14 protein-coding genes are annotated in these 14,946 nt (G+C 61.6%); 4 read left to right on the forward strand and 10 right to left on the reverse strand.

Going from position 1 to position 14,946, the window contains the following annotated elements; translation table 11 throughout:
• The first annotated feature begins 122 nt into the window (after positions 1-122).
• The 4 genes from IVB22_RS07425 (at position 123) to IVB22_RS07440 (ending at position 4,725) form a co-directional block, all read left to right on the forward strand.
• On the forward strand, positions 123-755 hold the full coding sequence (locus tag IVB22_RS07425; RefSeq protein WP_247516638.1) for a TetR/AcrR family transcriptional regulator: 633 nt from the start codon (positions 123-125) through the stop codon (positions 753-755).
• A gap of 16 nt (positions 756-771) precedes the next feature.
• Positions 772-3,120: a molybdopterin-dependent oxidoreductase gene (locus IVB22_RS07430; protein ID WP_247516639.1), complete on the forward strand. Its 2,349-nt coding sequence runs from the start codon at positions 772-774 to the stop codon at positions 3,118-3,120.
• Positions 3,117-3,821, forward strand: a complete 705-nt coding sequence (locus tag IVB22_RS07435; RefSeq protein WP_247516640.1) for an SDR family NAD(P)-dependent oxidoreductase — start codon at positions 3,117-3,119, stop codon at positions 3,819-3,821. The genes IVB22_RS07430 and IVB22_RS07435 overlap by 4 nt, the downstream gene beginning before the upstream one ends.
• A gap of 82 nt (positions 3,822-3,903) precedes the next feature.
• Positions 3,904-4,725 carry an enoyl-CoA hydratase-related protein gene (locus IVB22_RS07440; protein WP_247516641.1) on the forward strand — a complete coding sequence of 274 codons (822 nt, stop codon included), beginning with the start codon at positions 3,904-3,906 and terminating at the stop codon, positions 4,723-4,725.
• Positions 4,726-5,112: 387 nt separating this feature from the next.
• Here IVB22_RS07440 and IVB22_RS07445 read toward each other — a convergent pair whose 3' ends face one another.
• Genes IVB22_RS07445 through IVB22_RS07490 form a run of 10 tightly spaced genes read right to left on the reverse strand, consistent with a single transcriptional unit; the run spans position 5,113 to position 14,836 of the window.
• Positions 5,113-6,084, reverse strand: coding sequence for a tripartite tricarboxylate transporter substrate-binding protein (locus IVB22_RS07445; RefSeq protein ID WP_247516642.1), 972 nt, complete (start codon positions 6,082-6,084; stop codon positions 5,113-5,115).
• Positions 6,085-6,142: 58 nt separating this feature from the next.
• Positions 6,143-6,859, reverse strand: coding sequence for a GntR family transcriptional regulator (locus IVB22_RS07450; RefSeq protein ID WP_247516643.1), 717 nt, complete (start codon positions 6,857-6,859; stop codon positions 6,143-6,145).
• A gap of 28 nt (positions 6,860-6,887) precedes the next feature.
• Positions 6,888-7,628, reverse strand: a complete 741-nt coding sequence (locus IVB22_RS07455; RefSeq protein WP_247516644.1) for an SDR family oxidoreductase — start codon at positions 7,626-7,628, stop codon at positions 6,888-6,890.
• Between the two features lie 33 nt (positions 7,629-7,661).
• Positions 7,662-8,435 (reverse strand): SDR family oxidoreductase, encoded by a 774-nt coding sequence (locus tag IVB22_RS07460; RefSeq protein WP_247516645.1) that lies wholly within the window; start codon positions 8,433-8,435, stop codon positions 7,662-7,664.
• A gap of 15 nt (positions 8,436-8,450) precedes the next feature.
• Positions 8,451-8,831 carry a carboxymuconolactone decarboxylase family protein gene (locus tag IVB22_RS07465; RefSeq protein ID WP_247516646.1) on the reverse strand — a complete coding sequence of 127 codons (381 nt, stop codon included), beginning with the start codon at positions 8,829-8,831 and terminating at the stop codon, positions 8,451-8,453.
• A 14-nt stretch (positions 8,832-8,845) separates the two neighbouring features.
• On the reverse strand, positions 8,846-10,081 hold the full coding sequence (locus IVB22_RS07470; RefSeq protein WP_247516647.1) for an ABC transporter substrate-binding protein: 1,236 nt from the start codon (positions 10,079-10,081) through the stop codon (positions 8,846-8,848).
• A gap of 37 nt (positions 10,082-10,118) precedes the next feature.
• Positions 10,119-11,375, reverse strand: coding sequence for an ABC transporter substrate-binding protein (locus IVB22_RS07475; protein ID WP_247516648.1), 1,257 nt, complete (start codon positions 11,373-11,375; stop codon positions 10,119-10,121).
• Between the two features lie 29 nt (positions 11,376-11,404).
• Positions 11,405-12,112, reverse strand: coding sequence for an ABC transporter ATP-binding protein (locus IVB22_RS07480; RefSeq protein ID WP_247516649.1), 708 nt, complete (start codon positions 12,110-12,112; stop codon positions 11,405-11,407).
• Entirely contained in the window at positions 12,099-13,889 is a 1,791-nt protein-coding gene (locus IVB22_RS07485) for an ATP-binding cassette domain-containing protein (protein WP_374207481.1), read from the reverse strand. Before IVB22_RS07485 ends, IVB22_RS07480 begins: the two co-directional genes overlap by 14 nt.
• Positions 13,886-14,836 carry a branched-chain amino acid ABC transporter permease gene (locus IVB22_RS07490; RefSeq protein ID WP_247516651.1) on the reverse strand — a complete coding sequence of 317 codons (951 nt, stop codon included), beginning with the start codon at positions 14,834-14,836 and terminating at the stop codon, positions 13,886-13,888. Before IVB22_RS07490 ends, IVB22_RS07485 begins: the two co-directional genes overlap by 4 nt.
• Positions 14,837-14,946 lie beyond the last annotated feature (110 nt).

Genomic DNA, 14,946 nt, shown 5'->3' on the forward strand with positions numbered 1-14,946 from the left:
TATGACGATTATCATATAAGATGGCCGGCATTGCAATGCAATGTTGCCGTGGCCTTCAAGGAAGCGCGGTTCCAGAATTGCTCGGAGGGAGAACGGTTTGTCCAGCCGGTCCTCTTGGGAGCTTGCGGAGTGGCGATGCGTTACGGAGAAAACATAGGCGTCAAACCCACAGTCGGATCGTTGAAAATGCCTCCTACGGGCGCCAAAACGGTTCCGAAGGACTCAGTGTTGTCGACTTGATGAAGCTCGCGGGTCTGACGCATGGCGGCTTCTACAACCATTTCGATTCGCGTGCCGCGCTTGTTGGCGAGGCAATCGCTTTTGCAATGGACCAGATGACCGCGCGGTGGAAAAAGCTGGCGAATGGCAAGGCCAACGGCGAGCGCTTCGAGGCGTTGATCGCCGATTATCTCAGCGCCCGGCATCGCGACAATCCTAAACACGGTTGCGCGCTTCCAGCCCTGGCCGCCGATGTCGCTCGATCGAGCCCGCGCGAGCGGCGGGCCTTGGCTTCCAAACTGGAGAGAATGATCGACGTCTTTGTCGAGCTGCTTCCCGATGAGGAACCCCAACAGGCACGCCAAATCGCGACGGGCGCTATCGCAACCATGGTTGGATCGATGGTGCTGTCGCGTGCCGTCGGCGCCGGGAAGCTTTCCGACAGCATTCTCGAAGCCGGACGCATGACCGCCGGCGGCCGGATTCGGAAACCCCAGCGAAGAACAATAAAGGCGATGCGCTGCGACAAATCATAACGTAGGGAGGTCCACCATGACGGCCGGCAAGTGGCTCAAGACAGCCTGCAACCTGTGTTACGTAAATTGCGGCATCGAAGTCTGGGTGAATGACGGGCGCCTCGAGAAGGTGCGGGGCGACCGTTCGAGCCCGAAATCACAGGGCTATCTGTGCAACAAGGCGACCCGGATTCCATATTATGCGCATCACAGGGATCGGCTCACGACCCCGCTGCGTCGTCGCGCCGACGGCGGCTTTGATGAGATCGAGTGGGATGTGGCGATCGCAGAAATCGCGGAACGGCTGCGAGACATCGTCGACAGGCATGGCGGCAAGAGTATTGCCCTTTATGGCGGCGGCGGGCAGGGCAACCACGCCGGCGGCGCCTACGCCAGTGGATTGTTACGCGCATTGGGCTCGCGCAGCGTCTTCAACGCCCTCTCGCAGGAGAAAACCGGCGACTTCTGGGTCAATGGCCACATGTTCGGCAGTCAGACGTGCCACACCGCCGAGGACGTGCATCATTGCGATCTCTTGCTGGTCATCGGTGCAAATCCCTGGATCGCGCACGGCTTCCCTAATGCGCGCGATCATCTCAATCAAATCCGCAAGGATCCCGCGCGCAAGCTGATCGTCATTGATCCTCGGCGAACCGAAACCGCCGAAATGGCTGATCTGCATCTCGCGGTTCGTCCCGGTGCCGACGCATTTCTCCTCGGCGCGCTGCTGGCCACGCTTGTCCGTTCCGACCGGATCGACCATGCCTTCATTCAGGAGCACACGGTCGGCTTTGGGGAAGTAAGGCAGGCGCTATTAAACATCCCCGTTGAAGAATGGGCTGCTGCCGCCGATATCTCGATTGCGGACCTGGAGCGTTGCGTCGCGATGATCGCGGCCGCAAAGGCCATGGTGGTAAGGGTTGAGCTCGGCATCCAGCAAGGCATCAACTCGACGCTCAACTCCTATCTCGAAAAACTCTTGATCATGCTTTCCGGCAATTTCGGCCGTAAAGGTACCAACCAATTGCATAGCTGGCTTCAACCGCTATGGGGAAATTCTCCGAACCAGACATTCGCACCGACCGGCGACGCGATTATTGGGGGCCTGTTGCCGCCCAACATTTTCCCCGAAGCGGTGCTCAAGGACCATCCTGACCGGTTGCGTTGCGCCTGGATCGACAGTTCCAATCCCGCCAACACGGCAGCAAACACCGAAGCCGTGGAACGCGCGCTGCAGTCGCTCGAGCTATGTGTGGTGGTCGACGTTGCGATGACCGAAACCGCACAGCTTGCGCATTACGTTCTCCCGGCGTCGTCACAATTCGAGAAAACCGAATTCACCTTGTTCAACTTTGAGTTCCCGACAAATTTCTTTCACGTTCGTGCCTGTGTATTGCCGCCGCTCGCCGGCACCTTGCCGGAGCCCGAGATCTACACGCGGCTCGCCATCGCCCTGGGGCTTCTGCCGGGTGACAATGTGCTCGCGCCCCTGCGGGAGGCGGCGCGGCGTTCCCGAGCCGAGTTCGCGGTCTCCTTTCGTGCTTTCATCGCGGAGAACCCTTCGATAGGCGCAGTTCCTGCCCTGGTGCTCTATCATACGCTGGGGCAGACGCTTCCGGATGGCACGGCGGCCGCGGCTCCCTTGTGGAGCGCGGCGCTGGCTTGCGCGAAGCGATCGCCGCAAGCGGTACGGCGGGCGATCGGCGCATCGGACGAGGTGGCGGATCATCAGCTCGGCGATCTCCTGTTCGATACCATCGTCGCCACCCGGCAGGGCACAGCGGTTACCCGGCACGACTATGACGAAGTCTGGTCGCTGATCAGCCATTCGGATCGCAGGGTTCGGCTGGCGATCCCGCAGATGCTGGAATGGCTAACGCTTCTCGATCCGCAAGCCGCGGGCGCGCCAAAGGAGTTCCCGTTCATGTTGGCGGCTGGTGGCCGGCGCATGTTCAATGCCAACCAGATCTTTCGCGATCCCGCGTGGCGTCGCGACGATCCTGATGGCGCCATGTTGATCAATTCGAGCGATCTGAGCGAGTTGGGCGCGAAGGATGGCGACTGGATCGCCGTCGAGTCGGTGGTCGGGCGGCTCGTCGTCCGCTGCAAGGTCGATGACGCCATGCGGAATGGCCAGTTGGCGCTGCCGCACGGCTACGGTCAGGCATACCCGACGTCGGACGGAGAACGCCTGATCAACGGGCCGCGCATCAACCTGCTCACCGAGAGCGGCAACCGCGATCCCATTGCGGGTACGCCCTACCACAAGAACGTCGCGGTTCGTCTGGCCCTGGTGCCCGCGCACGAGGCTGCCGCCTATCAGTCGCAGTCCGAGCGAATTCATATGAGAGCGGCGGGACAACAGCTCGAAGGGAGCGCCAAATGACCGAGAAGCCAATCGCGATCGTGACAGGGGTAGGGCCGGGCACCGGAGCTGCCATCGTCAAGCGCTTCTCTGCCGGTGGGTTCCGTATCATCGCACTTGCCCGCTCAGCGGAGCTCATCAATACCCTTGCGCAAGAGCTTCCCGATGTCCACGCGATGACCTGCGACGTCTCAGACGAGGGCCAGGTGCGGACCGTGGTCACCGACATAAAGCGCCGTTTTGGCGCGGCTGAGGTTCTCATCCACAACGCGGTAGGAGGAGGCTGGGGGAGCTTTCGCGAGATCGATCCGAAGATGCTGAAGGGCAATTTTGAGGTCAACGTGATGGGCTTATTGTACCTGGCGCGCGAAGTGGCTCCTGACATGATCGATCGAGGCAAGGGCGCAATCCTGGTGACCGGAAACACGTCTTCGATCCGAGGCAAGGCCAATTTCGCCGGCTTCGCTCCGACAAAGGCGGCGCAGCGCATTTTGGCCGAGTCGATCGCGCGTGAAGTAGGACCTCGCGGCGTGCACGTCTCCTATGTTCTCATCGACGCCGTGATCGATACGCCCAGGATGCGCGCGCGGATGAGCGACAGACCGGATGAATTCTTCATCAAACCCGCCGCCATCGCCGACGAACTGTACCATCTCTACGGTCAGGACCGGTCGGCCTGGTCGTTCCTCACGGAACTGCGGCCATTCCGCGAAAATTGGTGATACCCGGCCGGTAAGAGTGAGAGGTAACGCGCTTGCGCGTGGCAATGAGTTCTCCAAACGCAGGACTTGAAAGGTCAGAACCATGACTGATGGGGAAATCTTGGTTGATACAGGGACGGACGAACTGCTGTGTGCGATCCGGGATCGCGTCGCCGTGATCACCTTGAACCGACCGGAGGTACGAAATTCGCTGTCCGACCATCTCACGCCGGCGTTGCGCCGGATGATCAAGCAGAGCGGTGACGATCCGGACGTCGGCGCACTGCTGATTACCGGCGCCGGCAGCGCTTTCTGTTCGGGCGGCGACGTCAAGGGGATGGGCGGCAGTTCTGCCGCACCGGCCATGTCATTCAGCGACAAGGTTGCGCGATTAAAGGAACGTCAGCGAACCCTGACCGGCGTCCTTGTCTCGGTGCGTAAACCCACCATCGCGGCCTTGCCGGGACCGGCAGCTGGCGCCGGGCTTGCGATCGCACTCGCCTGCGACATTCGTATCGCAGCCGAATCCACCATCATGACGACCGGTTACGCCAGGATTGCGCTCACCGGCGATTACGGGATTTCGTGGCTGCTGACCCGGCTCGCCGGGACGGCACGTGCCCGCGAACTGATGTTCTTGTCCGAACGGATCGATGCACGCCGCGGCGAAGCACTGGGCCTGGTAAATCGCGTGGTGCCTGATGTCGACCTGCAGAACGAAGCGTTTGCGTTGGCGAGGACATTGGCGAACGGTCCGGCGAGCACCTATGCCTCCATCAAGGATAATCTCGACCATGCGCTGTCGGCTGACTTCCTGACGTCATTGGATCACGAGGCTGAGAAGATGGTCCTTGCAGCGAGTACCGCGGAGCACGCCGAAACCGTGCGGGCCTTCATCGAGAAACGCGTTCCCAGTTACAGGTGAGACTTTTCCGTTCGGGGTGGTCCATCAACGGCGTAGAGATGCCCGCCTGCCGCGATTCCATCATGTCTCAGACATCGACGCTGTCATGATGGCATAAAGGTTTACCGAGGCGCAGCCGGTCAGGAACTGTCGCGATGAAACGACGGCGATCAGTACTGCGTCGCCGCGCGAGAAAATCAAACGGCAACCAACGTGAGCAGGCTGAGCTGAACCCTCTGCAGTGTCAGTAGCAGTAGCAGGCTGATGCTTCAAAGGAGGGGCTACTTCGGAAACAAGGAAAACGGATCTTTGCGGCGAACTCATTTCGCGGGATGATCTGCTTGAAAGAAAGTGAAGCAAGAGCCGCGCGGACCATCGGGAAAACGGCGTGCTGCGAGCGATTCCGCTTTACTGCGGAGTAATGCCGGCATCCTTGATTATCCGGCCCCATCGGTCGATTTCACTCTTGAGGAGGGCTTCGAGCGCTGCTGGCGTCGCGCGTTCCTGCTCGACGGGAGCCATGCTGAGTTCAGCGAAGCGGTTGACTAAGGGCGGGTCCTTGAGCGCCTTTTGCAGGGCGTCGACGAGAGCGTCAACGATCGGCTTGGGCGTATTGCGTGGTGCATACAGCCCGTACCAGGTTGTGACGTCAAACTTCGGCACGCCGGCTTCCGCCGAAGTCGGCACGTTCGGCAGGGTCGGGACGCGCTTTTTGCTGGTGATGGCGTAGCCCGGGATGGTGCCGGCCTGAATATAGGGCGTTGGCCCGGTGGCCGGATCGCAATAGACGTCGATGTGACCGGCGATGATATCGTTCAGCGCGGGGCCGCCACCCTTGTAGTAGATCGGCGTGAGCTTGGCTTCGATTGCGCTCATGAACATCAGCCCGCAGAGATGCGACGCGGAGCCGAGGCCGACATTGCCATAAGTGACCTTGTCGCCTTGGGTACGCACATAGGCGACCAATTCCCTCAGGTCCTTGGCGGGAAAGTTCGCCCGCGCCACCAGGATCATCGGCACGTCGGTGACGAGGCCGATCGGCGCAAAGTCGTCGACTGGATCGAACGGCAGCTTCGCATAGAGCGCGGGCGCGGTTGCCTGGCCGACATGCATCAGCAGCAAGGTGTAACCGTCAGGCGCGGCTTTGGCGACCCGATTGGTACCGAGGGTACCGCCGGCGCCGACGGCGTTCTCGATGACGATCGGCTGCTTCAGCGTTGCGCTCATCGATGTCCCGAGCAGGCGGGCAATTACGTCGCCTGGGCCGCCGGCCGAGAAGGGAACCACCATCGTTATCGGCCGGCTCGGGTATTCCTGGGCGAATGCCGGCAGTACGGGTGACAGCAACAGCATCAGCAAAACGCGTTTTACAAACTTCATGGCAACTTCCTATCAGCCTCGTGGCCCCAAGAAACAACTTGATTGGAATAAAGATCGGTCATTCATCCGCGATCACCTTCTCGTTCGACGCGGATGATTGCTCGATCATGCTGAGCGCGGCCACAGCCGCCGCCTTGATATGATCGACGCAGCATTGCTCGGCGAGATCGGGATCGCCGCTCTGGATGGCGCGCCAGATCGCGGTGACCTCGCGCAGGCTCTTGTTGATGCGCTTCGGCTGCGACATCGAGGTAATCCGCAACAGCGTGATCCGGTCGTGCAGTGGCCTGAGCATTCGTTCAATGAAGGCGTTCTGACAGCCGCCGATCAGCGCGGCGTAGAACTCGGTCTTTGCCTCGAGGGCCGTCATCAGGTCGCCGTCGGCGAATGCGGCCTTCAATTTGGTGAGTGCGTCGCCGATCCGGCGAACGACCGCGGGATCGTGCAGGCGCGCACATTCACGTCCGGCAAATCCCTCGAGAACGGCGCGGGCGGCGTAGAGCTGCTTTGCTTCCTCGAGACTGATGGTGCTGACCACGGGACCGCGATGGGGGACAGTATTGACCAGGCCGTCGGCCTCCAGCAGCCGGAGCGCCTCGCGAATGGACGGTCGGCTCACGCCGGTCATCTCGCAAAGCTCGCGTTCGATCAGGCGCTGACCTGGCTTCAGGGTCCCGGACATGATCGCTTCACGCAGCTTTTGCGCGACCATCGACCGGACGGTCGGAACGTCCTCGATCCGGAGCGTGGATTGCAATTCACCGCGTTTGTCCATTTTCTACCGCCTTGGTACCGGCCTTGGTTCAATAGCGATTTACGGGCAGAATCATCATCTCCGCAATCTGAACATGCGGCGGCTGGTCCAACGCAAAGACGATCGACCGGGCAATATCGTCGGGATCGAGCGCCATCTTGAACTGGTCGAAATAGTCCTTTTCCTTCTCCCGGTCGCCACGGTAGCGGGTGAGGATGATGTTGGTCCTGGTCAGGCCAGGCTGCACCTCGGTTACCCGGATCGCCGTTTCCGCAAGCTCTCCCCGGAGCGTTTCGGTGAACATGTGCACGCCCGCCTTGCTGGCGCTGTAAGCAGCCATGTCGGGAACGATGCGTACGGCGTTGATCGAGCTGATGTTGACGATGTGGCCTGCGTTACGTCTGACCATGTCGGGCAGAAGGCTACGGGTCACCCGCATCAGGCCGATCAAATTGGTCTGTATGATCCCGGACCAATCGTCCGCTGCGCCGGCATCGAAGCGAGTCCGGCCACCGATGTCGTGGCCGGCGTTGTTGACGAGGATGTCGACCGGCTTGAAGGCGTCCGGGATGAGGTCGGGCAGGCGGTCCACGGCCTTGGTGTCGGTAATATCGAGTTCGATCGGGAACGTTTTGTCGCCCATTTCGGCGGCGAACTCACGAAGCGAAGCCGGATCGCGGTCGGCCAGCACGACCCGCCGTCCGCTTTCGACCAGCGCTTTCGTAATGGCTCGACCCATGCCACCGGCGGCGCCGGTTACCACGGCATTGCGGCTCGATGCTTCAGTCATTGTGTATCTCCTGTGGTGGACGGCCGATGACGCTCATGCAATGGACCAGCCCCCATCGATCGGCAGCGTTGCCCCTGTGATGTCCTGCGCGGCCGGGCTGCACAGGAAGGCCGCCATCGCGCCGACGCCTTCCATGGCGACAAATCGTCCGGTCGGCTGACGCGTCGCCAGATAGTCGCTTGTGGTCTCGTCGATGGTGCGGCCTTTGCCGGCCGCGATCCCTGCGATTTTTTCTTGAATGGCCGGCGTGGGCAGCGTTCCCGGGCACAGTGCGTTGCAGGTAATTCCGCTCTTTGTCGTTTCGATTGCAACCGCACGAGTCATGCCGACGATGGCCGTTTTGGTGGTCACATAATCGATGCGGTCCGCGACCGCGCGCGTCGAATAGATCGACGCCATGTTGATGATGCGGCCCCATTTCCGTTGCTTCATGCCGGGCAATGCGAGACGGATCAGGTGGAACGGGGCGGACAGGTTGACGGCGAGCGCTTCGTCCCATCGTTCCGGCGGGAAGTTCTCGACCGGTGAAAAATGCCGCACCACCGCATTGTTCACCAGGATATCGACCGCTCCGGTGCGGCCGAGCAGGTCTTTCATCATCGCTTCTATGGCAGTGCGCCGCGACAGGTCGGCTGCGATGCTGACCACCTCGACGTTAAACTGCGTGCGAAGACGATCGCGCGTCTGCGCCGGTTCGACCAAATCGTGCAGGACAATGCTGGCTCCCGCGCCGGCAAGGCTTTCGGCCACGGCCAGGCCCAGGCCTGCCGTAGCCCCGGTCACGAGAGCCCATTTGCCCTTCAACATCGTCTCAGGCTCCGACTATTTCTTGTCCAGTTCGGCAAACACTTCCTTGGCGTTGCGGAAGGCGTCGACGCCGGCCGGCACGCCGCAATAGATCGCGACCTGCATGAACACCTCGCGTATTTCCTCGCGCGTCGCTCCGTTGGTCAGTGCGCCCCGCACGTGGGTCTTGAGTTCCTGTGGCCGGTTGAGCGCGCAGAGCATCGCGAGGTTGAGAAAGCTGCGGGTTTTGTGCGAAAGGCCGTCGCGGCCCCAGACGTAGCCCCAGCAATACTCCGTCGTGAGGTCCTGCATCGGCCGGTTAAAGTCGTCGGCCGATGCGATCGCCTTGTCGACGAATTCATTGCCCAGGACGCTCTTGCGAATCTCGAGGCCTCGATCGTATGTCGCCTTGTCCATATCGGTATCCAATCTTAGTTTTTGGGCCAGAACGGCTGGGACAGCGCCAGTTGCGGCGGGAATACCGTGACCGGCACACCGGCTTGCCACTGCACGATGGTCATGCCGGCGCCGACACGGCGGCCCTTTTCGTCGAACTTGATTTCGCCGAGCGGGTAATATTTCGAGGGACCGGCATCCATCGAGCGCAGCGCGTCGGCGACCGCAACGCGGTCAGCCTTGCCCGCCTTCTCGAGCGCGTCCTTGATCACCCACATGTCGCCATAGGTGGAGATCGCGTTCTGCGTCATCCAGGGCTCCTTGTAGCGGTTCTTCAGTTCGGCGATCAGCGCCTCGTGGCCCTTGGCGCCCCAGCTCGCGACGCAGGTGAGCAAGCCCTGCAGCAGTTCCGGACTTACGGTCTGCAGCATGTCGGGTTCGGCAATGGCGATGCCGAACGAGATAGTTGGAATCTTGCCTTGTCCGAGGCCGAACTCGTTCATCTTTTCGAGCAGCAGCTTGGCGTCGGAAATCACGGTCGGCAGAAAGAACAGAAGGTCAGGTTTCGCCGACCGGATTTTTTGAACCAGCGGGGTGGCGTCGGCGAGCGGCGGGGTAAAGGTTTCATCGACGATCAACTGCAGGCCGTTTTCGGCGAGCAGGCCGTCGCGCATCGCCTTTGCCGACGAAACCGATGCCGCGGTGTTGTCGGTGATGATCGCGACCGTCTTGGGCTTCTTTCCGGAAGCGGTTTCAGCAAGCTTCACGATCTGCGGCAAAGCCTGTTTTGCCTGCGATCCCGCCGTAGCCGATGTCTGGAAGACATATTTGAAGCCACGATCGGTAATGAGGTCGGAGTAGGAGAGGGTGAGGACCGGAAGATTGGCCCGCTCCGTGACTTCCGTGACGGCCAACGTGAATGAACTCAGATAGGCACCGCTCGCCGCCACCAAATCGGGTTCCTGGGCGACCATACGCTGCGCGGCATTCTTGGCCTTCTCGGTCGTGTCGCCGGAATCGAGCACGACCAACTTGAGCTTGGCGCCGCCGAGCGACTTGATGCCGCCTTGCGCGTTGATGTGTTCCACCCCCATCTCGGCACCGTGGCGCATCACGGCTCCCGGGCGCGCGTAGAGGCCCGAGATTGGCACCAGCAACCCGACCTTCACTTCGGATGGTTGCTGAGCCCACACGCGAGACGAGATCAGACCGGCGGATGCGCCGGCGAGCAGGCTGCGCCGCGTCAATGCGGCCCGGGTAATTTCTGTCATGACTATTCCTCCCTGAAATTTTTGAGATGCGTTGCAGTCAAGATTTCTTCGGCCAGAACGGAGAGGCTAATGCGAGGTCGGACGGAAAGACGGTGACGGGCACGCCGGATTGCCATTGCACGATGACAACACCAGCGCCGACACGGCGGCCCTTTTCGTCGAACTTGAGCTGGCCGCCAGGGTAGTGTTTCGACGGCCCGCCATCCATGGTGCGGAACGCCTGCGCAACGGAAAGTCGGTCGGCCTTGCCGGCTTGCTCTAGGGCAGCCTTCATCAGCCACATGTCGCCATAGGTCGAGATAACATTCTGCGTCATCCAGGGCTCCTTGTACTTCGCCTTCAACTCGGCGATCAGCGCCTCATGGCCCTTTGAGCCCCAGTTGGCGACCACCGTCATGATGCCTTGCACGGCGTCGGTGCTGACGCTTTGCAGCATGTCGGGCTCGGCGATCGTGATGCTGAAGGAGACGGTCGGAATCTTACCCTGGCCGAGCCCGAACTCGTTGATTTTTTCCAGACCAAGTTTGGCGTCGGATATCGCGTTGGGCATAAACAGCAGGAGGTCGGGACGAGCCGACCTGACCTTCTGGATCAGCGGCGTGGCGTCCGAAAGCGGCGGCGTCCACACTTCCTCGACGACCAGTTGCAGGCCTTCTTGCGCAAAGATTTTTTCCTTGAGCGCCTTGGCGGTCGCAACCGAGGTCGCGGTATTGTCCATCAGCATCGCCACCGTCTTCGGGCGTTTGCCGGATGCAGCTTCGGCAAGCTTCATCAGTTCGGGCAGGCCGAGCTCCGATTGCCGGCTGGCAGGGGCTGCGGTCTGGAAGATGAATTTGAAACCGCGCTCGGTCAGCAAGTCCGAATAAGACAAAGTGAGCATCGGCAGTTCGGCGCGTTCGGTGACTTCGGTCACCGCCAGCGTAAAGGAGCTCAGATAGGAGCCGGTTGCCGCAACCAGATCGGCCTCCTGGGCGACCATGCGCTGCGCTGCGTTCTTGGCCTTTTCCGTGGTGTCGCCGCAATCGATCACGACCAGCTTCATCTTCGCGCCGCCGAGCGACTTGATGCCGCCTTGCGCGTTGATGTGCTCAATGCCCATCTCGGCGCCCATGCGCATCACCTGGCCCGGACGGGTGTAGATGCCGGACAGCGGCACGATCAGGCCGACCTTAACCTCGGCCGGCTGCTGTGCGCGCGCCACCGTCGACAGGCCGATCGCGGCCGCACCTGAGAGCACGGTTCGGCGCGTCAGTGACGTCTTCGAGATCTTGTCGGATGCATTGTCCTGGCCCATTTTCGTCCTCTCAATGTTGTTCTTGTTGGTTACATGCCGAGATAGGCCTTGCGGATGCGGTCGTCCGCCCGCAAGGTTTGATTGTTGCCTTCGAGTGCGACGCGGCCTGCTTCGAGAACGTAACCGTGGTCGGCGGATTCAAGCGCCTCCGCCACGCGTTGTTCGACCAGCAGGATCGTCAGGTTCGATTGCCGGCGGATCTCGATCAGCCGCTCAAAGATGAAATCCGCGATCGTTGGCGCGAGGCCCATCGACGGTTCATCCAGCATCAGGAGTTTGGGCGAGGAGGCGAGCCCGCGGCCGATCGCCAGCATCTGCTGCTGTCCGCCCGACAGCGTGCCCGCGAACTGGCCGCGGCGCTCGGCCAGGATCGGCAGCCATTCGAAGATGCGCTCGATATTGTGTTTCCAGTCGCGCTGTCCGGCCTCGGTCATCGCGCCCATTTCGAGGTTTTCCATCACGGTGAGCGAGGGAAAGACCTGACGCCCTTCCGGGACGTGGGCGATGCCAAGATGCGCGCGTTGAGCGGGCCGGATCGACAGCAGGTCGTGATCCCCAAACGTGATCGTCCCCGCGCTTGGCCGCACGATGCCGGAAATCGTCTTGAACAGCGTGGTTTTGCCGGCGCCGTTCGGCCCGACGATCGCGACGAACTGACCTTCCTCGACCTTGATCGAGACGCCGTTCAAAACGGGAATCGCGGAATAGCCGGCGGTCAGCCCTTCAATGCGGAGCATGGGCCACCCATTTTTTGCCAAGATAGGCCTCGATGACGCGGCTGTCGCGGGTGACGGCTTCCGGCTCGCCCTCGACGATCACGGCGCCGTGGTCGAGCACCAGGAAACTGTCGACCAGGCGGACCATCGCTTGCATCGTGTGCTCGATGATCGCGATCGTCATGCCGTCGCGGGCGAGACGCTGGATCACTGCCACGACCTCGTTGGCTTCGTCATGACCGAGGCCTGCGAGCGTCTCGTCGAGCAGCAGGATGCGTGGCTGTCCAGCCAGCGCGCGGGCCAACTCCATCAACCGCAACTCCTTGGTCGTGAGTTCGCCGGCGATGCGGTCGGCGATCTCGGACAGTCCGACGCGGGCAATCGCATCAGTCGCCAATTGCCTTGCCTCGGCATCGGTCTTGGCGCGGACATAGGCGCCGACCACGACATTGTCCGAGATCGACATGCGCAGGAACGGGCGCATGATCTGGAAGGTGCGGCCGATGCCGGCCTCGCAGAGTTCGTGTGGCTTGCGACCGGACATCTCGCGGCCGTCGAGCAGAATCTCGCCGGTACCCGGCCGCAGGAATCCGTTCAGCAGGTTGAACAGTGTGGTCTTGCCGGCCCCGTTGGGTCCGATGATCCCGAGGATCTCGTTCTGTCGCAGCTTGAAGCTGACATCCTGCACGGCCTTCAACCCGCCGAAGGAACGCGACAGGTTACGGACTTCGAGGACGACGTCGCCTGTCCCAGTGGATCGTTCGGCACGCGCTGGCGCCGGTGCGGCAGGGGCGGCAGCCGCAACCGAGGCGTCCGGCGCGCTCGGCTTCGCCGCAGCCGATGGCGCCGACCGCTTGCGCAGGAAGTCACGCACCTTCCAGAACAGGCCCTCAGGCGCGAGAAGGATGACGCATATGATAGCGAGGCCGTAAATCACCCCCTGAATGCCGGGAAAGCGCGAGCCCGCTTCGGCATTGAGCGTCTCGGCCAGCGGGATCAGGATCACCGATCCGATCACCGGACCCCAGACCGTTCCGACGCCGCCGAACATGGCGACCGTCAGCGCCTGCGCCGACACCAGCATGCCGAACACGGATTGCGGGGTCACCACCAGCAACACGACCGCGTAAAATCCGCCAACTGCTCCGGCGATGGCGCCGCTGAGCGTGACGGCACGGAGCTTCCAGGCCAGTGTGTTGATCCCCGCGGCTTCCGCGGCGGCTTCGTTCTGCTTGATCGCAAGCAACGCCATGCCGAAGCGCGATCGTTCGATGGCACGCGTCAGCAGGATCGTGGCCAGCATCATCGCCAGCGCCAGCAGTGTGTAGAGACGATGATCGGCGAATTGCATATAGGCGATCGGATTGTCGCGCTTGATTGGCAGCGTGACTTCCTGAAGGCCGAGCCATTCGAATACGTAGAGAATGGCGAGCGGGTAGGCGAGCATTGCCAGCGCGAAGTAGTGCCCCTGCAGGCGGAAGGTCGGAAAGCCGATCAGCAGTCCGGCGATGCCGCCGAAGATGGCCGCGATCGGGATCATGATCCACGGCGACAGATCGAAATGGATCTGGCCGAGCACGACGGCATAGGCACCGACGCCGAAGAAGGCAGCGTGACCGAACGAGATCAGTCCGGTGTATCCGCTAAGCAGGTTCCACGACAAGCCGAAGATCGCCCAGACCGGAACCAGCGTCATCACCAGCTGGTAATAGGAATTGGTCACGCTTAGCGACACTGCGGCATAGAGCGCGGTGAAGACGAGGATAGGCAGCAGCGAACGCCATCCGCGCATGGTCATGTCCTCTCGACCATGCGCCCGAAGAAACCTTGCGGACGGAAGAAGATGATCAGGAGGAACACGACGAAGATCGCTGCGTTCTGCAATTGCGTCGGCAGGATCAGCGTCGACATCTGCTGGACCAGCCCGATCGTCATGCCACCCCAGAAGGCGCCGATGATGCTGCCCATGCCGCCGAGCACGACGCCGGCATACATGACGATGACGTATTCGATACCAACAAAGGGGTGGAAGGGGTAGTTGGTGGCGAGCAGGCCCCCGGCGATCGCGGTGATGCCGGTGCCGATTGCGAAGGCTATGCGGTGCGCGCGGTCGACGTCGATGCCCATATAGGTTGCCGCGGTGGGATTGTCGGCCGCGGCGCGCAGCGATTTTCCGATCCGCGACCGAGTGATCATGAGCGTCAGCAGTAGCATCGTCACCAGCGAGATAACCGCGTCGATCCCGCGCGCCTTGTTGATGAAGACGCTGACGTCATAAAACAGCGGTCCGAGCTCCCACGCCGAACTCGACAGCGGCGTCCGGATCGAGGCCAATACCGAGCCGAACACGAGCAGGCCACCATTTTGCAGGATCAGTGCGATCCCCAGCGTCAGAATGAGCTGAGCGTAATGACCCTCGCCCTCGAGTGAAGAGGTGCGCGTGCCGGATACCCGCGAGATCAGGGTAAGGTGGATGAAGTAGCCGAAGACGGCCAGCACCGGGCCGGCCAGCAGGATCGCGACGAACGGTCCGAAGGTGTTGCCGAAAGTGGCCTGCACGCCGAGCGCGGTGAAGAAATAGAATGCCGCATACATGCCGAGCATCATGAAATCGCCCTGGGCGAAATTGATCACCCGCATGACGCCGAAAATCAGTCCGAGCCCGACGCACATCAGGCCGTAGACCGCGCCGATCAAAAGTCCGGCGGACAACGCTTGCAGGAAGCCTTCCAGTGCCTGGGTCACCGGAGACCTCGCGGGGGCAGGGAGTGTCCCGGTTTTGTGCCGGCTATCGGTGTGGCTTTCGCGGCCATCTCCGGTTTGAACATTGTGCTCCCCATTTTCCGTTTGTCGTT

The sequence above is a fragment of the Bradyrhizobium sp. 190 genome (genome assembly GCF_023073415.1).
In the GTDB taxonomy this organism is placed as follows: Bacteria; Pseudomonadota; Alphaproteobacteria; order Rhizobiales; family Xanthobacteraceae; genus Bradyrhizobium.

Excerpts from the sequence above, each read along its gene's own strand:
- IVB22_RS07485 (WP_374207481.1), bottom strand. The coding sequence starts at position 13,889 with ATGACCATGCGCGGATGGCGTTCGCTGCTGCCTATCCTCGTCTTCACC.
- IVB22_RS07475 (WP_247516648.1), bottom strand. The coding sequence starts at position 11,375 with ATGGGCCAGGACAATGCATCCGACAAGATCTCGAAGACGTCACTGACG.
- IVB22_RS07445 (WP_247516642.1), bottom strand. The coding sequence starts at position 6,084 with ATGAAGTTTGTAAAACGCGTTTTGCTGATGCTGTTGCTGTCACCCGTA.
- IVB22_RS07440 (WP_247516641.1), top strand. The coding sequence starts at position 3,904 with ATGACTGATGGGGAAATCTTGGTTGATACAGGGACGGACGAACTGCTG.
- IVB22_RS07435 (WP_247516640.1), top strand. The coding sequence starts at position 3,117 with ATGACCGAGAAGCCAATCGCGATCGTGACAGGGGTAGGGCCGGGCACC.
- IVB22_RS07470 (WP_247516647.1), bottom strand. The coding sequence starts at position 10,081 with ATGACAGAAATTACCCGGGCCGCATTGACGCGGCGCAGCCTGCTCGCC.
- IVB22_RS07455 (WP_247516644.1), bottom strand. The coding sequence starts at position 7,628 with ATGACTGAAGCATCGAGCCGCAATGCCGTGGTAACCGGCGCCGCCGGT.
- IVB22_RS07460 (WP_247516645.1), bottom strand. The coding sequence starts at position 8,435 with ATGTTGAAGGGCAAATGGGCTCTCGTGACCGGGGCTACGGCAGGCCTG.
- IVB22_RS07465 (WP_247516646.1), bottom strand. The coding sequence starts at position 8,831 with ATGGACAAGGCGACATACGATCGAGGCCTCGAGATTCGCAAGAGCGTC.
- IVB22_RS07450 (WP_247516643.1), bottom strand. The coding sequence starts at position 6,859 with ATGGACAAACGCGGTGAATTGCAATCCACGCTCCGGATCGAGGACGTT.
- IVB22_RS07430 (WP_247516639.1), top strand. The coding sequence starts at position 772 with ATGACGGCCGGCAAGTGGCTCAAGACAGCCTGCAACCTGTGTTACGTA.
- IVB22_RS07480 (WP_247516649.1), bottom strand. The coding sequence starts at position 12,112 with ATGCTCCGCATTGAAGGGCTGACCGCCGGCTATTCCGCGATTCCCGTT.